15 protein-coding genes are annotated in these 22,547 nt (G+C 50.9%); 1 reads left to right on the top strand and 14 read right to left on the bottom strand.

Annotated features, from left to right (window positions below):
* Nucleotides 1–10: 10 nt before the first annotated feature.
* The 9 genes from HI950_RS11820 to HI950_RS11780 all read right to left on the bottom strand — a co-directional run bounded on the left by HI950_RS11820 (nucleotide 11) and on the right by HI950_RS11780 (nucleotide 12,780).
* On the bottom strand, nucleotides 11–961 hold the full coding sequence (locus HI950_RS11820) for a carbohydrate ABC transporter permease (RefSeq protein ID WP_169082538.1): 951 nt from the start codon (nucleotides 959–961) through the stop codon (nucleotides 11–13).
* A 16-nt stretch (nucleotides 962–977) separates the two neighbouring features.
* Nucleotides 978–1,886 carry a carbohydrate ABC transporter permease gene (locus HI950_RS11815; protein WP_169082539.1) on the bottom strand — a complete coding sequence of 303 codons (909 nt, stop codon included), beginning with the start codon at nucleotides 1,884–1,886 and terminating at the stop codon, nucleotides 978–980.
* Nucleotides 1,883–4,435 carry a DUF5696 domain-containing protein gene (locus HI950_RS11810; RefSeq protein ID WP_169082540.1) on the bottom strand — a complete coding sequence of 851 codons (2,553 nt, stop codon included), beginning with the start codon at nucleotides 4,433–4,435 and terminating at the stop codon, nucleotides 1,883–1,885. The genes HI950_RS11815 and HI950_RS11810 overlap by 4 nt, the downstream gene beginning before the upstream one ends.
* 16 nt (nucleotides 4,436–4,451) lie before the next feature.
* Nucleotides 4,452–5,078 (bottom strand): Yip1 family protein, encoded by a 627-nt coding sequence (locus HI950_RS11805; protein WP_169082541.1) that lies wholly within the window; start codon nucleotides 5,076–5,078, stop codon nucleotides 4,452–4,454.
* Nucleotides 5,071–6,528, bottom strand: coding sequence for a hypothetical protein (locus tag HI950_RS11800; RefSeq protein ID WP_169082542.1), 1,458 nt, complete (start codon nucleotides 6,526–6,528; stop codon nucleotides 5,071–5,073). The genes HI950_RS11805 and HI950_RS11800 overlap by 8 nt, the downstream gene beginning before the upstream one ends.
* A 16-nt stretch (nucleotides 6,529–6,544) precedes the next feature.
* Complete coding sequence (locus HI950_RS11795; protein ID WP_169082818.1) at nucleotides 6,545–7,408, bottom strand: carbohydrate ABC transporter permease; 864 nt, start codon at nucleotides 7,406–7,408, stop codon at nucleotides 6,545–6,547.
* A 14-nt stretch (nucleotides 7,409–7,422) separates the two neighbouring features.
* Complete coding sequence (locus HI950_RS11790; RefSeq protein WP_169082543.1) at nucleotides 7,423–8,379, bottom strand: carbohydrate ABC transporter permease; 957 nt, start codon at nucleotides 8,377–8,379, stop codon at nucleotides 7,423–7,425.
* Between the two features lie 20 nt (nucleotides 8,380–8,399).
* Entirely contained in the window at nucleotides 8,400–11,294 is a 2,895-nt protein-coding gene (locus tag HI950_RS11785) for an extracellular solute-binding protein (protein ID WP_169082544.1), read from the bottom strand.
* Between the two features lie 94 nt (nucleotides 11,295–11,388).
* The gene (locus HI950_RS11780) at nucleotides 11,389–12,780 is read right to left on the bottom strand and encodes an ABC transporter substrate-binding protein (RefSeq protein ID WP_169082545.1); all 1,392 of its coding nucleotides are present in this window, start codon (nucleotides 12,778–12,780) and stop codon (nucleotides 11,389–11,391) included.
* Between the two features lie 281 nt (nucleotides 12,781–13,061).
* Here HI950_RS11780 and HI950_RS11775 point away from each other — a divergent pair, with 281 nt between their 5' ends.
* Nucleotides 13,062–13,823 carry a response regulator transcription factor gene (locus HI950_RS11775; RefSeq protein WP_169082546.1) on the top strand — a complete coding sequence of 254 codons (762 nt, stop codon included), beginning with the start codon at nucleotides 13,062–13,064 and terminating at the stop codon, nucleotides 13,821–13,823.
* Between the two features lie 131 nt (nucleotides 13,824–13,954).
* On the opposite strand, the gene HI950_RS11770 is transcribed toward HI950_RS11775, so the two are convergent.
* From HI950_RS11770 to HI950_RS11750, 5 genes are all read right to left on the bottom strand, one after another.
* The gene (locus HI950_RS11770) at nucleotides 13,955–16,669 is read right to left on the bottom strand and encodes an endo-1,4-beta-xylanase (protein ID WP_223285237.1); all 2,715 of its coding nucleotides are present in this window, start codon (nucleotides 16,667–16,669) and stop codon (nucleotides 13,955–13,957) included.
* Between the two features lie 73 nt (nucleotides 16,670–16,742).
* Entirely contained in the window at nucleotides 16,743–17,636 is an 894-nt protein-coding gene (locus HI950_RS11765) for an ABC transporter ATP-binding protein (protein ID WP_169082547.1), read from the bottom strand.
* Nucleotides 17,637–17,639: 3 nt separating this feature from the next.
* Complete coding sequence (locus HI950_RS11760; protein WP_169082548.1) at nucleotides 17,640–20,507, bottom strand: ABC transporter permease; 2,868 nt, start codon at nucleotides 20,505–20,507, stop codon at nucleotides 17,640–17,642.
* 55 nt (nucleotides 20,508–20,562) lie between these two features.
* Entirely contained in the window at nucleotides 20,563–21,621 is a 1,059-nt protein-coding gene (locus HI950_RS11755) for an efflux RND transporter periplasmic adaptor subunit (protein WP_223285236.1), read from the bottom strand.
* Nucleotides 21,596–22,321: an ABC transporter ATP-binding protein gene (locus HI950_RS11750; RefSeq protein ID WP_169082549.1), complete on the bottom strand. Its 726-nt coding sequence runs from the start codon at nucleotides 22,319–22,321 to the stop codon at nucleotides 21,596–21,598. Before HI950_RS11750 ends, HI950_RS11755 begins: the two co-directional genes overlap by 26 nt.
* Between the last annotated feature and the right edge of the window lie 226 nt (nucleotides 22,322–22,547).

The following is a 22,547-nucleotide window of genomic DNA, read 5'->3' as shown; positions in this document are numbered from 1 at the left end:
CGTCCTTCCCTTAACCGACGATTCCGGTACGCTCGATACTTTCGACGAAGTACCTTTGAACGAACAAATAAAGAATAACGAGCGGCAGAATCGCGAGCAAAATACCGGTATCCTGCACCATGCTCATGAAGAACGGGTCTTTGTTGGTCGTTGCGCCGCCTTCAAGCAATATTTGCAAGTTGTAAGGAAGTGACGACAACTGCGTGGACATAACCTTGCTCGACGTCAAATAGGTCGTCGTGAAGAAGCTGTCGTTCCACTGCCACACGAATGAGAAGAGCAGCACCGTAACGATGGATGGAATCGCATTCGGAAGCATGATGCGAAGGAACGTCGAGCCGATGCCTGCTCCGTCGATGTAAGCCGCTTCCTCGACCTCTTTCGGAATGCCTCTGAAAAACTGCCGGAAAATAAAGATGTATAGCCCCGCCTTTAACGAATTGGCCGTAATGGAGGTCAGAATGAACGGCCAATATGAATCAAGCAGATTCAATGACTTTCCGCCCGTCAACAACGGGACCAATCCCAGAAGCGTAAAGTCCTTTAAGTTCATATAGATCGGAATTAAGATGGTCGTAGGCGGAACCAGTATGGTTAGTATTACGCCCGCGAACAGCAGATTACTTCCTTTGAACTTCAACCTGGCGAACGCATAACCTGCGAACGCGCAAGATGCTGCGGTCATGACCGTCGTCATGCTTGATAGCAGAAACGTATTCACCAGCGTTTCCCAATAATCCATAATGGAGATCGCTTGCTTGAAATTGTCGAACGTATAGTGCTCGGGAATGAACACGACGATCGGCGAATACAGGTCCGCCTTGTCCTTGATCGCCGTCGAAATTTTTTGGATAATCGGATATAAGATAACAAACGACAATCCGATGATCAGCACGAGCCGAACGATCGTCCACAGCCCTCGCTTCCAACTTTCCAACGATAACAATCGGGCCAATATCAACGTTCTCACTCTCCTTCTATTCCTGGTAGAAGACCCGTTTGGATATGAAGTACGTACTGACTAATAGGATTAGCATGATGACCAGGAAGTAAATCCAAGCCATCGCCGAGCTAAGCCCAAAGTTAAAGGTTGTAAATCCTGTTTCTTTGATTAGCGTCGTCATATTGTTTCTGGAGAAAGAGTCGATAATCGTATAAATGACGTTTACGAGTATGAGCGGACTGACCATCGGGAGTGTGATTTTCCAGAATGCCTCATATCCGGTTGCGCCTTCGATTTTGGACGCTTCGTACAACTGCGGCGAGATGGTCTGAATGCCGGCTAGGAAAATAAGAATTTGCACGCCGGATTGACTGACGATCTGATAGATTCTTTCGACTGCATCCATCAAGTACATGACAATATCCTCATTGACGCCGGATCTGACCATAATGTTCGCAAGCTCTATCGTGCCGCTCGAGAATACGCCCCCGTTCGCATTTTGTTCATTGATCGCCTGCACCAGACTCGACGCCTCCAAAGTCGCAATGACGCCGGAAGCAAGAATAACCGGAAGAAAGAAGATCGATCTTGCCAGAGCTCTCCCGACGAACTTCTGATTCAACAGCACCGCTAGAAACAAGCTGAATATAACGATGAGCGGTACGTTAACGACCATATTAATGACCGACTCCGTCAACGCTCGGTTAAAACTCGTATTTACCATGAGTGCCTCAATATAGTTCGCGAAGCCGATGTATTTGATTGTCATCCCGTTCGCATTGGCCTTGATCGAGCTTAAGCTGTATTGCAGCGAAGTCAATAAAGGAATTAGAAAGAAAAACAGAAAACCAAGCAGCCAGGGCAGCACGTAGAGAAAGCCCCACAACGCCTTCTGCTCGTTGTACGTTCTTGATCTAAACACAAGTTTCGTTATCGATTTCAAGGTTGCTCACCACCCGTAACATAGCCCTCGGCCTCTATCGTCAGCCCATTCACGGTTGCATTCGTAGCGCCGTAGTTCACGATGACGTACGTCCCGCTTTCGTAGACGGTTTTGAACAAACCTTCGCCAAGCTTCACGTGTGAGGAGATGCGCTCATTCTGTACCTTCTTCAGCACGCCGTTCACTTCATCGTAAATATGTGCAGCCTGCTCCAGCCACTGCTCGTAATTGACAGCATACAGATTGCTGAATGCCGTATCCTTGACCTTGTAATTCGGCTCATGGATCCATTCGAAGTATACGCCGGAGCCGTACTCGAGGCATTTCAGAATGTATTGCCTCACGTTCGTATAGCTGGTCAAATTATACGGCGAGCCCGTGTAATCGATTTTCCCGCGTATAACCATTTGGAAGAATGGAATCTCTTGATCCTCGAGCTTATAGCGGCTGTTCGTTAAAGGTGCATTCGTAATATCCGACAAGTAAGGGAGTACGTAAGCATTTCCGCCATCCGCCAAAATATTCATGTTTGCTTCACGAATGTCGTTCAACGCCTGTATAGAAATATCCTCAGACTCGGTACGGTCGATTTGATTGTTTTTGCGAAAATCGCTGTTCAACTGGTCGGCCATATCGCGAAGCGAGATACCGCTCATATTGAAGCCTTTCATATCCTTTAGAATAGCATCCACGTAAGTTCCTACACGCTTCGGTGATACGACATAGGACGGCGACTCGGTACGGTCGCGTCGGCCCATCGCCAGGTCAAGCGGATAAAATGACGAAGGCACGCCGCGCAGAGAACGCGAAGCCTCCTCCTTCTCGTTGAACCCCTTGCCCGTATGCGCGGTAAGAATAGCGACGTCAGGATAGAGGTCTACGCCCTGCTCCTTCGCGAACGACGCCAAGCTGCGCAAGCCTTTGGTGCCGCCAATCGCCCCGTCTACCGATATGTCATCCGGCACTTGGTGATGGAGTCCGCCATTGAACCAACCGGCATACCGAAGCTTAATATTTGCGATGCCGCGCTCCTTCATTTCGCTGATCATTTGCTGCGATTGCTTGAAAGTGGTAAGCGGCTCAAGCGTCTTGTACGGGACGCCGACGAAATGCTTCTGCTTCGCAATGCTTCCCACTACCTGAACGTAGAACGGAAGATCTTCTTCCCCGCTTTCCGCCTTCGACTCTGGCAATCCGCCATGGCTCTCCAAATATTGACGGTAATACTCGGCCATGCCTTGATACGTTGCAGACTTGCCGGTAAGGAAGGCGTAACGCACCGTATAATCGCTTTTCATCGGATGCTCCTGGAACTTCGGCAGCGTCCGCTCCGATCCGTTCGCCTGAAGCGTAAGCTCCCCTTTGTTCGTCACGTTGAAGGTCGGATAAACATAGTTGTAGCTGTTCAATTTGCCGCTGATATCCGCATTGATTGTCGCTGCAGCCGCTCCCTCTTCGATAATGCCAAGGAATGCGTTACCGTCCCTGATCATTCCAAAGATCGGCAGCCTGACGGTTTGTTCGTTAACGGCGTTCTCGACCCTCTCCATCGCCTGGTCGCTCCCATATACCGCTTGCTGGTAGGCAGGGTACTTCGTCTTGCCGTTATTGAACGAGATGAGCGCGCCCGAGCCGTCCGGAACGAATATCGAGCCTTTCTCCTCGCTTCCGGCAGCGCCGAAATAGCTCAGCATAGAGACGCTGCTGACCGGATACTCGCTTGGAGATTGGATTTCCTGAGACGGCAACTTGACAACAAGACTGTCCCCATCGAGCTTATACTCGATGGAAGCGAGGAAAATTCTCGGCGCAGGCGAATCTTGCGTAAAATTGAGCTCGGCCATATCCTTCTCCAGATCCTCTTGCGTATAGCCGGCATCCTCGAATGCTTTGAACGCGCGATCGAGCTGAAGACCGTTCAGCGCTTGGTCATTCCGAACGTAGGCCGCTTTATCTTCATTTTCGGTATACCCAATACGCAAGGCGCGTTGACCTGCCTTATCCAGCTTGCCTGACAACTCCTCGAAACGGGCAACGCTTAACATGAGAGGCAAATCCGCTGCAGATCTCTCGGCTTTACCGAATTTATAGGTTACTTTGACTCCGCTATCAATCGATTCATAATTAACCTGTTTGTATGCGACGCTGTCCAGGAACGTATTGACCGAGTTGACCTGTCCGAAGCTGTTATAGTAGTCGATCTTCAACTGTGAGGACAACAAGCCCTTGTTCACCCCCGTCGCTATAGGATCAGTCTCGGCTTCAAGTGGATTGCTGTGCCATATTTCGCCGCCGCTTTTGTTAAGTACGGCAATGGCGCCCGTCTCCTCGTTGATGAACAACCGAAGCAACTCATTTTCGGCGATCCCCTTCATTCCGGCGATGCGCGCATCCGTAAACGAAGCGTTAAGCGCCTTTCCTTGCACGAATGCAGCCTCTAGCTGCTGCGCATCTTCCGGTAGGTTCGCGGTATCCGCGCTGGAACAGCCGGCGACCAGCAGTCCGGTTGCGAGAAACGCGGACAAGATGGCATTTCTGGCCCTATGCATCTTACGTTCCTCCTTCCTAATTCCTCAAGGTGATTTCTTGGTAAATGATCGTGATGAAGGTAACAATTTGTTGAATAAGACTAAAAAACAATAAGCAGAGAAACGCCATGAAACCGATGGCAACCAGCGAGAGAATGATCGTTACGATGGTCTTGCTTGGCGTGAATTGATGAACGGTCATATTTCCGACGAACAGCAGATACATCGACCATAGAACGGCAAAGCTGTTGCAGAAATAATAGAACGTCGTCTCTTGCATGGAAATGACGTTGCTTAGCCAAATCCAAGGAAAGTTGACAATAACCAGCGGCAGCAGCGCGAAGCAGGTGGACGTGAATATGTCCACGAACTTCCCTTCGCCGTCCATCAGCGTCGTAAGCGACCAGTTCGCCACGCACCAGAATAAGACCGGTACGAGAACATAAGTGATCTCCATTAAGCTGTTCATGTATTCAGGATTGTAGATGTTGACTAGAAACCCGCTGTACTGGCTGCTTAGAACGTTAGTCATAATAAGCATCAGCAGAATCCCGAACGACAAGATCAAGTTCAGCTTCTTGTTTTGTTCGTATTTCAGCTCCCAATAACCGTTGAAGGGATGCATCATTACATAAAAGGGAAATTTAATAAGCTCTTTATTCAAACGAAACGCCCCTCTTTCTAGCCAGCTTTTTCCGGTAAACCCTTACGATCAGGACGACGGCAGCTAATCCGATGACAACCGTCATAATCGTGCTGAAGTTTGCTCTCAGCACTTCCTTGCGGTAAAGGAGGAACGCCTTTGAATAGTTGGGTTGATCCAAGCTTTGCTTGAAGTAACGCATCGCATCGTCGTATTCGCCCTGCCTTAGAATCGCCTTGCCGATACCGGAATAAGCGAAATCCAGATTCGCGTTCCTATTAATCGTCTGTTCGTAGAGTTGAAGCGCCTTTTCTTCCTCGCCCCGGTAATAGCTCCTGACGGCTTCATTCAGCGTCCGGCCGTATTCCGTCGTTCGGAACAAAGTCATTTCGCCGAACGCCTTGTCCAGAACGAGGAAATCGTCCCCTACCCGTTCAATGGCGACCGGCGTGTTGAACTCCCCGATACGGTTGCCCATGCCTCCGAACACATACATGAATTGCCCGTCGCCATTATACGTGAATATCCGGCCTCTCTTCGAATCGAGGACCGAGTAGATTTCACTGTCCGTAATGTCGACGTCAATGAGTCTGGAAGGTCCCAGATCGCTCGCGAAGCGTATATCGCCCTGTGGTTTGTAAAATCCGGTTCTTCGCAAAATATCGTTGCCTTGGGCGTTCAGCTTACGAATGGTGTCCCCCGAATCGCCGCTTGTCGCGTAAATGAAGCCTTCGTCGTTAATGTCCATATTGGTAAACTCCGTTGGCGTGAACATGACCATTTGGCTGCGCTGCGCCTCCGTCGACAGCCGCTTCCAGAACAGCTCCACCGGATCGACCCAGACACGGTTCGCGCCGATATAAGAAGTGAACGCACCTTCCGCGCTAAATTCCATCAGCCCGTCGAACACGCCGATCGCCATGACATAAATGCGCTGCGCTTTATCCATGACGACGCGGACTGGTTGAAACTCGAAGCTCCCCGGCAGCAGCTCGGATGCAGGCTTCTCTACGATTTGCGCCAACCGGCCTTTTTCATCGAGATGAACGACCCGCTTGTTTCCCGTATCGGCGATAAGAACATGCTTCTGCTCGGTTACGAAGATACCTTGCGGATTCAGAAACGTATCGGTCGCTCCGTCATGCTCGAAGGAGTCGATGATCGCCGTCTCACGATAATCGTCGTCCAACACGACGATCCGGTTATTGCCCGAATCGAGCACATAGATTTCATTGTCCGCCGTGACGTGCAGATCGCTTGGGTCTTTAAACGCGCCTACACCGAGCATAGTGCCGGTCATTAGAGTCGTCGCTTCATAGGCGGAAGGAGATACGACTGTCTCTCCCCAGACAGAATAGTTGTAAGAATCGCCATCCGCGGCATAAGCAAGCGATCCTCCCGCGCTTATGCCGAATACGCAGCATATGGCCGTAAGGAGATAAGCTCTTAGTTTTGTTTTTCTCTTCAGCATCGTGCAAGTCTCCCTTCTACTCTTTCATCCCGGAAGTCGCCATCGTCTGAATGACGCTGCTCTGCGAGATGACGAAGAGCGTGATCGGAACGACCATTAATATGAGCGCGACGGCCGCCCCAACGCCCGCGCGCGCTATTCCGCCCAGCGTGATCTGTCCCAGCGCGTAATGGAGCGTCTTCAGGTTCTCGCTGTAGATGAAACTACCCCCATCGGTTCCCCATAGCATTGGAAACTGCAAAATCATAAGGGTTAGCCAAGCAGGCTTCACGTTCGGCATCACGATGCTCCAATAGATCCGGTATTCACTCGCTCCGTCAATCTTGGCGGCTTCCAGCAAAGCTGTCGGAAGCTGCTCCATGAATTGCTTCATCAAGAACAGGCCTAGCGGAAAAGCAAGCGATGGAACGATAATCGACGCATGCGTATTGATCCAGCCCAGCCAAGACATCACCATATAGTTTGGAATTGCCGTAACATGCCCCGAGAACATCAGCGACAGGACAACGATCGAGAATAGCGTCTTCGATCCAAGGAACTGATATTTCGCTAGTGGGTAAGCCGCGGCAGAAGCCAGCAATATATGTCCCACGGTTCCGATGAGAGTAATGAGCAGCGTATTGGCAATGTAACGCGTCAACGGTACCCATGAATTGCCCATCAAAGCAACCAGGTCATAGAAGTTATCGAGCGTCGGATTGTTCACGAAGAATTGCGGCGGGAAAATAAACAACTCATCCAGCGGCTTGAAGGCGTTGTTCACCGCATAAAGCAGTGGCAGCACCATGAACGCTCCGAACACGGCGAGAAACGCGAACAATATGAAGCTGACCGTAAACGAACGGTTCAGCCGCTTCGTCGTCCGAAATGCGGTCATCATTTTAACGACCAACGTTACTCACCTACCTTTCTGAGCAATTTTTGCGTCAATTTGTTAGTCCCGATCATAATACCGAACAGCACTGTCGCAATCGCCGAGGCGTAACCCATCTCGAAACGAATCGTGCCGTAGTCCATCAGGTGGGTAACGATCGTATGCGCCGCGTAGTTGACGCTCGGGAAGCCAGCGAGCGCGATCGTAATATCGGCTACCGCCAGCGATCCCGTAATTTGCATCACGGCGCCGAACAACAGCTGCGGCCTCATGGAAGGCAGCGTGATGAACCATAGCTCCTGCCAACGGTTTTTGATTCCGTCCACGACGCCAGCTTCGATCAGCGTCCGATCAACCGTTTGCAGGCCGGCTATAAAGGCAAGGAAGCTTGTGCCTAAGCTGAGCCACAGCTGTACGATCATGACGATCATAAGAATGTATTTTTCATTAGTCAGCCATTGGATCGGTTCCAGAATAAACCCGAATTTAATCAAGAATCCGTTCAAATAGCCGTAGCGGTCGCCAGAAAATACGATTAGCCAAATAAAGAATACGTTGCCGGAAATCGCCGGCGCATAGAAGATCAAAGTCATGACCGCCCGTATCTTCGGCGACAGCTCGTTAATGATCCATGCGAAGAAAAAGCAGGCGATGTAGCTGACCGGACCGGTAATGATTGCGAAGATGAACGTGTTCTTCAATGCAATCATGAAGATGTCGTCGTTCAGAAATAACCTGGAATAGTTCTGCCATCCGACAAACCGCGGAAATTCGAGCATATTGAAGTAAAAAAAGCTAAGAATGAGCGAGAATACGACGGGAATGACCGTAAAGGTAAAGAAAATAAGCATATACGGACTCATCAGAAGGTAATAATGCTTGTTTTTCTTCAGTTCCGTCCATATATGGGCCAGCTTCGATTTTTTCTTCGGATGGATAAGATTAGGTACGGCTTGACTGGTTGTTTCGGCTTGCAATGAATTCCACCCCCAAACGATTACGGTAAATTGAATTCTTTCCGCTTGATCTCGATTTCGTCGTTAATATAGAGCACGTAATCGTTAAGTGCTTCCCGAGGATTCTCGTTCGCGTTGACGACTCTGCGGAAGGCATTATCCAGATGTCGGCCCGTAAAGTAACCGCCCGGCACTTGAGGAATACCCTCAACCCACTCCCACTGACTGGACAGATTGTTGTAATCCTTGACTGGCCAAGGCAATTCCGCAAGCGCTTCTACGTTAGCCGTTGGATAACGGGCGGCTTCGCCCATTAAACCTTCCATTTCTCGGCCGTAAGCAATTTGCGTATCCTTGCTGGTCCACCATTTCATAAATTCCCATGCCGCTTCCTTGTTGTCGGCATTCTCCATCATCATAACGCCCGTGGTATGGCTGGCTACCGCATGATTAACGGTTCCGTTATCCTGCTCCGTACCAGGCACGAGCATGAAATCCCACAAACCTTTGATCTCAGGCGCAAGCACCGTCAGCATGTTATACGTTGTGTAGTCCGCAATGCCGATAGGCATCTCGCCCGTACGGAATCGGTTCGGAAAGTCCGCCAGTACCGGGAATTTGTAGTTGGTATAAAATTGCGTCCACTTCTTGAACATTTCCATGGATAGATCCGTATCAAGAGCGCTCTTCTTGTCGCCGTCGCGATAGAATTCGCCGCTGTTCTGATAAAGCAGCATAGAGAATGTCGCATTCGGTACAAGACTTGCGTTCGTTGCCTCGATCGTCAGCCAAAACTCCATGTTATGCTTCTGGAGGACCGAAATCATGTTATAAATATCCTGCCATGTCTTAGGCGGATCGAGTCCGAGCTCCTCAAGAATATCCTTCCGGTAGAACAGCATCGGGAACGACTGCTGCTCCGGTAGCGCATAGACGCCTTGATCGTACTTGTAGGGCGTAAGTCCGCTGTCATGGAAACGGGAGGCTACTTCGTCGAAGTCCCCAAACTGCGTCAAGTCTGTCGCCGCATCCCGCATCGCGTAGTTCACGGGAACGTCCTCGCCGATCTGCATCGCGACGTCGGGACCCTCGTCGGCCAACGTTGCCGGAAGCAAGATGTTCCCCGGTACGAGCCTCAAATCTACCGCGATATTCGAATCCGGCGTGAAGGAATCGTCGATCAAGCTCTTAAGCACCTGCGCTTGATCCCGCCCCGTCGTAATCCAAACCGTTATATTGCGATCCTGGTCTCCGCCCGTATTCCCGATGCTGTCATAGTCCTCGGAATAAGAAGCAAAGTATGCGCCAAGCTCATGCTTAACTTCCTCGAAGATTGTCGCTTCCGCTCTCGGAAGCTTCTTGTCTGGTGAGGACACAATGAGATAATCCAGCTTTATCGGCTGCTCGCGGACCGTAAGTATCCATGTGCCCAAGCCCCCGACATTCGTTTTGAATGCCGTTAATCGATTGCCGACCGTCTCCGGATTTTTGACCATTTCCTTCAATTGGCCGACCATCGTATGAAGAACGGCTACTTTATCGCTCCGCTCACCTGTTGATTGTTCTAAATAATCCGCCACGTTCTGTATGATCATGGCTTGCTCTTCGAACGTCTTAACCATATCCGGTATCCGCTTCTCCAATTGGTAATCGCGGAACGGGTCGGGCGTATTTGATGTAATCATCAATATTTTCCGATACATCTCGTTAAGCTGCAGCACGCTCGATTCGATCGTTCGAATAAGCGGCGCGATGTCGCCGAGCGAAACTTCCATTCGAATGCGATGTGTCCCTTTGGACAAGTGGAACAAATAAGGCTCTTCTTCTTCTCCCAGCACGTTCATCGCCCAATCCATGTTGAAATTAAAGCGAAGGCGCTTCATTTCCAGGAAAGGCGTCTCGCCGTCGATCGTCAGGCTCCGAGTGGCGTATATGCCGCGCAGCGTATCCTGTTTTTGCTTCAGCGCGATTTGATATAAGCCGTCTTCGGGAGCCTCGAACTCCCACTCGATCCACTGTCCGGGAAGCTTCCAGTTCGTTCCGCCGATCGTATTGATTCGAAGCTTTGACACGTTGTAAGGAACAACCGTCGGACTCGATCGGTCTGCCAGCGGATACAACGTAGGCGATGACTTGGCAACGGCATCCTCGGCTTGAATTTCGATGTACTGATCCGATGTCGCCTTGATTCCTTCGGCGTCATACTGTTTCTTCATATCCTCATACGTCACCAATGCTTGGTCCTGGTACAGCTCAATATAATCAATCGCCATCGGTTCCCTTAAGGCCCTCAAGGAAAACGATTGCTGCCCGCTCTCGAAGTAAAAGGAGTAAGGCTCGTCATAATAACCGTTGCGATCGGTGAATATCCCGATTTGCCATGCCGGTTTTTCTACCTGCCTTGGTCTGATTTCATTGCCGCGATCGTCCCGCTCGATTTCATCCTGTCGATTTCCCCAAACCCGGTCGAACAATAAAATATCCGCCCCTTTAAAAGGGACTTTGTCGTTAATAGCAAATTGCCTTTCGATCGCAGAGCTCTTGCCCTCGATCGGCAAATAATGAATCCTCATATTGTACAGACCCGCTTGTTTCACCTGGACATCCCACCTAATGGAGCCGGTATCCGGCGTAACAACGGCCTTTCCGTCCAACCCTTCCAGATGGTCAGATATGTCGAATCCTTCACCGGTCGTTTCCGAGAAGCTCTCGCCCTCAATTCGGATGATCTCGTCCGGCCGCCCAGCATTCGAGTGGGCTCTCAAATACGCATCATAGCTGTCTTTTCCTGCCAATGCCGTAACGGCGGCGAAATCCGCCATGGCCATGGCGCGTCCGCTATCCTTCGAATCCGAAGGGTAGAAAGCCAATATAGACGTTGCCAATACGGCGAGAATGAGTATAATCGCGAAGTAGTTCTTCTTTCTGAAGTTCAACTTTTCTCCCTCCTGCAGCAAGAAGTTAAATTCAACAACAGTCCCCATTAGAAAGGATTCTAAATAGGGACTGTCGCTCACACGTTATAACACGTTAAGAACCGTACACCGCATCAATTGCCGCTTGGAACACCGGTTTATACTTCTCGACAACCGTTGATACCGATACCCCGCTGTTGATCTCACCGACGAAGTCCCAGAATTTCAAGGCATCGCCGTACGTACCATGGTCGAATATGATCATGCCAGGTCCCACCATCTTGGCGTTGTTAATGTCATCCTCGTTCGAAAAATTGCTTTCAAAGGACGCTTGACCCGGATAGTCGTATTCGGAGTCAATATCGTTGATTTTTTCCCAAATGTAGAGCAATTGTTCCGGATGCTCGACTGCCTTCGGAATCGTAAGCGCTTGGTAAGCGGCTTCGCCGGAATGATATTCGGTTGCGCTAGGCCCTTTAGGGAACGGTACGAAGCCGATGTCCGCATCCGGCATATCCGTCTTAAAGCCGTTCAATTCGAAAATGGCGCCGGCATACATGAGGGTATTTCCTTGACGGAAAAATTGTCCAGGCTCCGTCCAGTCTCCGCCCTCAGTCGGTCTGTACACTTGCTCCGTCGCGAGTTTCGATAAGAAATTCAATGTTTCTTGCGTTGCTGGATCATCCAGGTTTTGCTTGTCGCCTTTCGTCAGGTGAGCGCTGTTCGAATACATCGCATGCTCGACAACTTGGGAGTTAGCAAGACCCCATGTATCCAGCTTGCCATCGTTGTTCGTATCTTTATTGGCTTCTTTCGCTACTTGAACGAATGTATCCCAATTCCAGTTGTCTTCATTCACGTAATCTTGCAGCGCTTTGATTCCAAGCTGATTCAAGAGCGTACGGTTGTAGAAAATGCCTTGAACTAGATTGCTTTGGTCTTCCGTGAACGCATAGCCCTTGCCCTCGTAAGTGAAGTATTCACTCGTAGTCTTCTGGTTGAACACTTTCGTGTTTTTCGTATACTCGTCGACCGGCCAGAGCAAGTCTTGCTTGACCAATGTCGGAATCATATAGTTTCTTCCCAAACGGACGATATCGCCGATCGGCTCGCCGGCCAGCAAGGAAGCCGTTACTTTTTGTTGGTATTCGCCAAAGTCGATCGCAACATATTCGATTTTGAAGTTATGCTTCTTCATCAATTCATCCAGATTTTTCTTGCGTTGAATATTGTCGGGGTTGTCTTCCGGAATCGTCATATCCCACCAGGATACGACTTTGACCGTTCTGCCGCCCATGTCGAAATCCATCTCGGGCGAGCTGATATCTTCTTCTCCTTCGCCCTCCGGCGCAGCCGTGGCCGTGTTACCCGTGTTGCCAGAGCCGTTGTTGTTCGTAGCTTGGTTTGACCCGTTGTTCGTGCTGTTACCGTTGCCCGAACCGCCGCTGCATGCTGAAAGTACGAGAACAAAAGCGCATAGCAGAACCATTAATTTGCGAATCTTCATTGCGAATCCCCCTTTACATATTGAACTACACCGAAAAGTGTAGCGCTTTCATAATGCATTCAACAACCTGTGGGAAAACAGGTCTATCACCTGTCAAATTCTAGATTGGAAATCAATTTATTTCACCAAAAGATGTTTTTTGAGCAAGAAGTAAAAACATGTGTGAGATGCAAAGAAAAGCACGTTGTTTCGTTTACGTCCAATTCACATAATTAAAACGTAGTCATTCTCCCATTAGGGAAACCCCTAAGTTCCGCAAATTCAATTAGGAGGAAACCATCGTGTATAAAGTGCTGCTTGTCGACTTTGACTCCACATCGTCGATGGAGATGTTGCAACGTATGCCGGAATGGAATCGGATCGAATTTGAATTGGACGCTTATGCGAACAGCTTTGCGGACGCAATCGATTTTCTTGTCCGAAACCAATTTTCGCTTATCCTGATCGGCATGAACGGCTCTCATATCGACGGCTTGTATCTATGCGATTACATTCGCCAGAAGAGCCGCGTACCGATTGTCCTGATAGGCGGAGGAAACGATTTCCAGCTTGCCCGAAAGGCTCTCTATTACCAAGTAAGCGATTATTTGCCGGACCCCGTTTCTTCTGTCGAGCTAACGTCAAGCCTGCTGGCCGTCAAAGGTGAGCTCGATTGCGCAATCAAAAAAAATAAAGCGCTATCATGGGTGCCGACGGAAAAGGAAGCCCAGCCTCAACCGAATATCATCGAGAAGGTTAAGGAATATGTGGATGAGGCGCTGCATCAGAACATCACCTTGAAGGAAATTTCCAACAACCTTCATTTCAATTGCTCTTATTTGGGTCAAAAGTTCAAGTTCCAGGAAAATATGACCTTCAATGAATATTTGCTGCAACAGCGCATGGAGAAGGCTAAGCTGCTGCTTGAAAATACGGACATGAAAGTGTATGAAATCGCGAATGAGATCGGCTATACGGAAATGGATTGGTTCTACAAAAAATTCAAAGCATATACAGGCTTGAGCGCTAACGAATACCGTAAAATGTTTTCCATTACTGCGTAACCGCTTACACGATTGCTGCCGACAACTATAAAGAAAGCCCCGGTAATCGTCAGAATGACGATGCATCGTGGCTTTTTTGGTTTCCATAGAAAGAGCCGATGCTTATCCGTGATAAGCAATCGGCTCTTGGATTATTTCGTAAGCTCAAGCAGTCCGATCCCGGACAAGTTCTGCCACGTCATTCCTGTCGTATCATTCCAGATCGCAATGCTGTCGCGGACACCATCGTCGTCCTGGTCATTATTGACCTGAACGTCGAAGCCGACCAGGATACCGGCTTGCGGCGGCGTACCCGTCCAGGCGATGGAAGCTTCTACGGTATACCCCGCACCCGTTCGCTTCGCTGCGGATACGAGTCTACCGCTGGATGAACCCGGGCTAACGGATTGTTCATTGTCGAAGTTGATCCGGTACTGTCCGTCGTCCGCATCATAAGAATCGCTTCTTGCATTGTTCTGGTCGAGGAATATTTCTACCGAATCCTGCTCCCATACGTTCGCGCTTCGCTTCGTAAGGTTCGAATCCGTCACCTCTGCCAAGATATACAACCGGTTGCCATCCCAGAGGGTTCTGACCTTCGCCGTCGAACCGGAAGTTCCTTGCACCCACCGGTCCGTCGTAAAGGCGGACGCGTACTTCCAAATCCCGTCGATGTCCCCGTCAATGACCGGCGTTCCGCGTACAGCCTTCGCATGACGAGGACCTTCGATTAGCTCCAGTTCGCCGAAGCCCGACGTATCGGTATCTTGCTTATGTTGAATATCGTTCCACGACGTCAACGAGGTGTCGCTTCCGGAGCGATTATTAATCCGTACATCAAAACCGATCGTTTGGCCAAGAGCTGCGCCGGCGAGTGGAATCGACGCTTCGATAACATAGCCGGTCGCCGTTTTGACCGCCTTGTATACGACTGGACTATGCGGATTCGCGCCGCTCATGCGGAACGTATACTTCTTATCGTCCGCCTCGTAGGATGCGGTCTTGCCGTTATTTTCGTCAATGAATACATCAACGGAATCATTTCCGTTGACCGTCGAGTCCAACACATCGACCCAAACATGCAGTTTTCCTGATGCCCATTGCGTCCGGTAGGAAGCTGCCGTGCTGCCCTCTGATTGAATCGTAATCGGCCTTGCTGCCATCCATGAATTATCCAGTTTGCCGTCCACCAACACGGTGCCAGCAACCGCGGATGTCTTCTGTATTTCGACCGGCAGCTGGGTTGGGTCAACAAGCGCCCAGTACGCATACTTCGCTTGAAGACGCTCATCAAATAGCAGCGGCCAGTTGTTCCGATCGACCGGGAAAGTTCGCAGCCAAGTATTCAGATCGTCCTTGCCCCAGAAGATTACGGCCGTAAGCTGATCCGCATGCTTCTTGAACACGTCGAAGATCGCTTGGTAACGTTTCGCTTGGTTGATTTGCAATTCTAGTGGGAACGACTCGTATGATTCCGCGTCATTCGTATAAACGCTCATATCCAGCTCGGTAACTTGCTGCTCGATACCGAGGTCACGGAAGGCCGCTAGCATGTCGTCGAGCTCCTGAATGGAAGGGCTCGCGATGCCGATATGCGTCTGATGGCCGACTCCTTGCACCGGAATGCCCTTGTCTTGGAGGCGCTTGATCAGGTCGTACATAAATTGCCTTTTATCGGTAAAATGCGTGTTGTAATCATTGATGTACAAAACGGCATCGGGATCCGCTGCATGGGCGTATTCGAACGCTTTCTCGATGTACTCCTCGCCTGCGATTTGATACCATAAGCTGTTGCGCAGGCCGTTCGGCTTACGGTCACCGGGCTCTATGACCTCGTTCACGACGTCCCAGGCATAGACTTTCCCTTTGTAGCGGCCGACAACTTCGTCGATATGGCTCTTCATGCGCGCGAAAAGCAATTCCTTGCTGGCCAGATTGCCATTGTCGTCGTAGAACACCCAGTTCGGTGTCTGAGAATGCCAAATCAGCGTATGTCCGCGTACCGCAATGCCATTTTCCTCCCCAAAGTCTACGATTTTGTCCGCATTGGCGAAAGTATATTGCCCTTCGACCGGCTCGGTCGCATCCCATTTCATCTCATTGCCTGCGGTGAGACTGTTGAAATGTTTCTTGAGCAGTTCGGCGTCCGGTCCCTCCGTATCTGCTATCTCGTGAACGAGCAAGGCCGAACCAAGGAGAAAATCGTCAGCGAACACATCCTTCAAGCTCGGTATATCCTGCTCGATTTCGATCGGAATCGGATCGGGTATGCGTTCAATTATAAATTCATCAACATAGAAGGATAACGTCGGATTGTCGAACGATTCAAAGTAAACGCCGGCACTGGAAACGGGATTCTTGAGCGTATATTCGCCCGACAGCTTTACCCAGCCGCTGTCCGTTGCCGTTTTGGACGTGACAGATTCGTAATATGGCGTACCGTCCGTCGTCCGCTCGACGAGCATGGAGACGGAAGAGGTACTCGAGCCCGCCGGAAGACGAACCCATGCCGTTATGCCATATGTCTTGCCGACTTGCATAAACGACGTCGCGTTAAACGTAGGGCCGTTCCAGCCTTGCGTTCTTCCTTCCACTTTAAGCCCGTACTCGCCCGAATAAGCCGCGTCAGCCGATGCCGACAAAATGACACTGCCACCGCGCGGCTGCCAGCCTTGTACCGTTCCGTCCTCAAAGTCCGTTGCGATACGCTCAAGCTCTGATGAAGGTTCATTACTCGCCTCCGCTTCACTTGAAACTGCAGCTTCCGCATGTACTAACGTTCGGGACGTGATCGAACTTATCGTCCCAGCACTTAACATCAGCGCTGCGGCTAGTCCCAATACCATCAACTTTTTTAAACGTTTCATCTTGCGAACAACACCTCTCTCCAATTAGATATCCATATCAAACTCCTCTTGCGGGGAGTGGCATGGCGCTTGGTTAGCCTGTCTGCTTCGCTGACTGGGGATAGAGAACGATACGGCCGTCCTCCATTTCCACGCGTACCTTGTTGCTGTCCTTGAAACCGTCCACATCAAGGAAGCCGGAAGGAATTTGCAGCCGTCCTGCTTTGTCTAACACGGCATATTCCGTGTGGCTCTCCGCTTCAAGCATGTCGCTCTCGGCGTCTAACATGGCCAGTTCATCGGCATACGACACCTTGCGGATCATTTCCGCCGACGTCTTGCCGTCACGAATCTGGACGACCCGGTCTACCTTGCGGGCCAGCGCCGGATCATGCGTTACGATTACGATCGTGATCCCGATTGAACGGTTGAGCGTTCGGAACAAATCGAGCACTTGATTGGATGTGTTCGTATCGAGAGAGCCCGTCGGCTCATCGGCGAGCAGCAGTTTCGGATCGTTGGCCAACGCTATCGCGATCGCTACCCGCTGCTGTTCGCCGCCGGACAGCTCGCTCAGCCTATTCTTCATCCGATGGCCAAGCCCCACCGCCTCCAGTAGCTCCATTGCCCGCGCCCGCCTGCGATTTCCGCGCAGCAGCATCGGAAGCTCTACATTAGCCAGCGCGGTTAAGTAAGGAATAAGGTTGCGCGCATTATTCTGCCATACGAAGCCTACCGTATCGCGCTTGTAGGCCACCAGCTCCTTCTCGCCGAACTTCAGTAAGTCTTTGCCATCTATGAACAGCTTGCCGGCAGAAGGCTTATCCAGTCCTCCCAGCATATTCAGGAGCGTCGACTTGCCGCTGCCGGAATTGCCGATAATCGCCATCAGCTCTCCGTCCTCGACCTGCAGATCAAGACCTTGCAAGGCGAACACCTCAAGATCTGCCATTTTGTAAATTTTGACGAGTCCTTCGCTTTTAATCATCCTTTACTCCTCTCCAAGCTTGAGTGCTTGCGCAATCCGGATTCTCGATAAGCGGTAACCAAGGATAAGCAGGCCTATTGTCAGCGTAATGCCGACAATGCTGTATAGCTGCAGATAGTCGCTAAGCTGTTGAATCATCTCAAAAGGAGGCACTTGATCCTTCGTCGCAAATGACATCTCGAATAACGGCACGAATAGCTTGCTTATCGTATTACCGATGATGACGCCTAGAAGGACCGCCGCTCCGGACGTCAGCACTTGCTCGCTGACGAGCATGCCGATAATTTGTCCAAATGGAATGCCCATTGCCCGCAGCACACCGTATTGAAGCGTTCTGCCCGACAGCGTGAGCACCCAAAATAGCAGGAAGCCGAAGAAGCTGATCAGCATCGAGATGGCGAAACCGAGCGTCATAACGCCGTTGATCGCAAGTCTGAACGGATCGTTTTTCGATTGAATTAGCTCTTGCGTAGCGTCTTGAAGGGTGATGATCCTTAGCTTCTTCTCCGCCAGCTGGTCGTAGACGGTTTGGCTTGCGACGCCGTCCTTCAGCTTCAGCCACACCTCGTAAGGCTCTACGGCAAGCCTTTTCTGAATCGTAGCAAGATGGCCGACGATTAAGTTAGGTGGAACAGATTTCTCGTTACCGTTATTGCCGGTCGGAAGCGGATTCCAGCTAGGCCAGTAGTCGATAATGCCATAAACGACGAATTGAGCATGGTCGAGTCCATCCCAGGACAGTGCAATCGTATCGCCTGGCTTCGCCTTTGCCTTCTCCGCAATCGAGCGAGAGATTAGAACCGCTTTCGTATTGGGCGCGAGCAGATTAAGGTATCCGTTAATGGGATGTTCGAGCAGTCCGTCCTTCATCCACGCTGTCCGGCCGAAGTCCATCGTGTCGATGCCGATGAGAGTAGTCGCCCCGCTTGCTCCGCTGGTTGGCGTTACGAATCGCGCTTTCTCTTTCTTGAACACTTTTGCGCTCGCTTCAATGCCTTCCAGCTCTTCGAACGGCTGGAACGGCGGCTCGGTGTATTGAACCCGGTTCGAGCTGGACGCAGTTATCTCGGCCTGCGTTTGCGGAGCGGACGTTACGTAGGTCGATGGACGCGCATCGCTTTCCCAGCGGGTCATAATGGTCATATCGGCTCCGATATTGTACTGAATCTTACTCTCCAAGTTGTCGTTAATGGTACGGGCTGCATTCGCGCTGAAGAGTCCCGTTGCGACGGTCATGATTAGGAACAGCTTAATCGTCTGGTATTGACCAGAAGACCGGCTGATCTGAACTAGTGTGTTGTACAGCGCCGGCGACCACCAACGGCGCCCTGCCAAATAGACAAGACGAATGAACCATGGATATACCCTCAGCAGCAGCAAACCGCCCCCGAGCGCGAATAGCGAAGGCATGAGGAACAGCATCGGATCGAGCTGGAAGGCGTCCGAATCGAGCCCTAGCCGCTGTAAGTCCTCCTGGCGCTTGTTGAAATTGTAGAGCAGATATACGGCAATGCCGACAAGGATAAAGTCAAGGCCCGTCTTATGCCAGAACGACAGCTTGTTGTGGCGGGCATTTTGCTGCTTATGACTAACGATGCTGACTCGAGTCGCCATGAAAGCCGGAATCAGAATCAAAGCCAAAGCGGCAGCCACCGCCACCGAAGACACCAAGTAAGCGGTGCTGGTCAGACTGACCTCAAGCGCCGATCGATCGACGAACTCCAGAAAGCCGTTCGAGGCGCCTAGCACTTTCGTGAACCAAATACCGAGAATCGGACCGACGGCAAGTGCGCTCACGCCAAGAAACAAGCTTTCGAACGTATATGCCGTCATGATTTGCAAACGGCTTGCCCCGCGGCTGCGCAGGACGGAAATTTCCGTCTTCTGCCGCTCAATAATGAGATTGGCGGCCATATAGAGATAGAAGGCAAGCATGAGCATAACCGGTGAATAGAGAGATAGCATCATAACATCAAGCTTCTCTTGCTTGCCCTGATAGGCATTAACCGTTGATACGGCAGGAATGTTGACCTCGTCGACGCCGATACGGCCGCGGAAGTATCGTCTAATATCCTTGTCGGCCTGCACGAATGCATCGATATTATCGATTGTTAATCCCTCGTATTTCAATGCTAAGCGCCACTCCAAGCTCGCCAGCTTCGTCTTGTCCCCAAGTATGAAATCGCTCTCAAACTGATCGAAAGGAATAATGAAGCCGTCGCTATCCTCCGAAGTAAGAAAAGGCAAATAAGGATCTGCCGTTGGATTCGTCTCCATAATCCCCACTGGGATGACGCGAAACTTCGTTTTGTCCGGCGCTTCCGCGATCAGTTCGTCCCCAATATCGCGCTTCGTCGCGATCAGAAACTTCTGCGTAACGAGCGCCTCGTAAATGCCGTCAGCGCGAACGGCAGGCATTGCGCCATCGATCAAACGCACGCGTTTCTCAAGGCCGGAGAGCGACTTGATGCTTCCCGCTGCCTTCTGCGACTGCTTCTCCTGATCCGTAGCGTCAGCTCCGTACACCTTCATGCGTTGCGTGAAACGCTTCTGGTAGAAGGATAAAGCTTCAAGTCCTGTCCTGCCCGGTATCGTTTGCACGAATCGGTCGGCACGCTTGATAGCCTCGATCGTCTTGTCGTCCATCGCCGACGAGGATACGGTCGTACCGATGCGAATATATCCCGGATGCACCCCTTCCTGCAGCTGCACCGATTGCAGTTCCTTTTGCAGCGTCCGCTGCAGGATGGCATCCGAGTAAAGCGGCATGGAGCTGAACAAGGCCACGCATACAGTGAGGCCGATCCATAAATTCAGCTGCAGCCACTTGTTATTTGCCATCTTGCGGAGGATCATCGTCCATAAGGCCATACGTACACCCCATCCTAGCGCCAGGTACTTATTTGTAACTGGTCTTCGTTGTTTGTTAGTTGTTCAGAATAACCTGCTGGCCTTCCTCGAGCCCTTTGGCGATTTCGGCTTCAGTCGGCGTCATCAGACCTACCTCGACGTCGACCTCTTTGCGACGCTCGCCTTCCGCTACCTGCACGTAATAACGTCCCATATAAGAACGAATTGCCGAGCGAGGCAGAACGATGACGTTTTCGCGCTTCTGAAGCTCGATCGTAAGTTCGGCGCTGTCGCCAATATGGATGCCGGCCGGTGCATTGTCCATGCTCATGTAGATCGTTACCGCATTTCGCTCGGCCTTGGCGCCGTCCGATCCGATCGGTACATTGGAAGGCGATTGCAGCACATTGCCCGTGTAAGACTTGCCCTTGTACTTCAGATTGACGGGCATGCCCGCTTCGACCGGTAGTACTTCCTTCATGTCACCCGCGACATACGTAAGCTGTATGCGAGACGTATCCGCAATCGAAACGATGGAATGATAAGCATTTACAAAATCACCCGCATTCAGCGTTTCCACGAAGGTTACCGTCCCCGAAATCGATGCATACAGCCGGGATTTTGCGAGGCGCGACTCCATCGACTGCAGCGATATTATTTCGCGTTCAAGATCGATTTCACGCAGACGCTGATCAGTCGGCGTTGCTTCAGAGACAATAGCTTCCTTATACATCAGCTGCGCCCGTTCCACGTTAAGACGTTGCAGACTAACCTGAAGCTCAAGATCTCCCGTTTCCTGCTCCACGAGCAGATCGCCAGCCTTCACTACTTGACCGATCGTCACTTTTATCGATTTGAGCCGGCCTCCCGACTCCTTGAATGACAAGTTCTCCGCGCTCGAGGAGACGAAATGAGCCGTGCCTTTGAGATACGTCTGAATGGATCCACGGCTTGCTTCCACGATATCCAGCTGCTCTTGCGCGGGCTGTACGAGCGGAGGCTGCAATGCTTGCTGCTCGGCAGGGAGCAGTCCGCATCCGGACAGCGCCAGCATCGCGGTTATCGCGATTGCAGCTCGTCGCGTTGCCGTTAACGTCCGTCCGCTTCCGTTATTCGATGTTCGTATGCGGTACAATTGTTCCATCCTCCAATGAAATGACATGATCGACTAGCTCCATGATGTCCGGGTCATGCGTCGTTAGAACGACAGTCATGCCGGAACGATTGACGAGTTCTCGGAATACCCGCATCACTTGAATGCCCATCCTGCTATCTAGCTCGGCCGTCGGCTCGTCCGCAATAAGCAGCACGGGTTCATGAGCAATTGCTCGTGCGATCGCCACGCGCTGCTGCTCGCCGCCGGAAAGCTCGGCCGGGCGATGCTTCATTCTCTCCTTCATCCCAACCTGCTCCAGAGCCCGTTCAGCCGCCTCCCGATTGCCCTTGAACGGCGTACCTGCAACGCGCAGACCGAATTCAACGTTCTCGTATGCATTCATGAGCGGAATGAGCCCGAAAGACTGAAATACGAGGCCGATTTCCTTGCGTCTTATAGCGCTTCTCTCCTTGCCAGGCATGCGCGTAATTTCTCTACCTTGAAAGAACACCTGTCCTTCCGTGGGCTCATCAAGCGCGCTAAGCATATTCAGCAATGTCGTCTTGCCTGAGCCGGATCTGCCTTTGAGCGCCACCATCGATCCGGCTCTTATATCCAAATGGACGTCCGATAACGCGGTGACGGCGGCATTGCCTTTGCCGAATGTCCGCTTAAGGCTGATCGCCTTCAGTATCGACTCGCCACTTGCTTCACTCGGTAACCCTATCTTCGCCGACATCGCTAACCTCCTCGTTTTTTCTAGATTTCATTATTGATCACTATTCATTTTAACGTTTTCATTTCTGGAGAAGTACCTGTTCGTTTCTTGTTCGTTCACCCTATAAAAGATAGGTTGGTGGGGTAAGATCAAATAAGCTCTTGCACAGAGGCGTGATCGGGACTTCATGAAATGAAACGAACAGCGCCAGCCGGATAACCCGACTGGCGCTGCTCAAATCACATAT

This window comes from Paenibacillus sp. PL91 (assembly GCF_012935325.2).
Classification (GTDB): domain Bacteria; phylum Bacillota; class Bacilli; order Paenibacillales; family Paenibacillaceae; genus Pristimantibacillus.
This window is presented reverse-complemented; position numbering and strand designations above follow the sequence as displayed.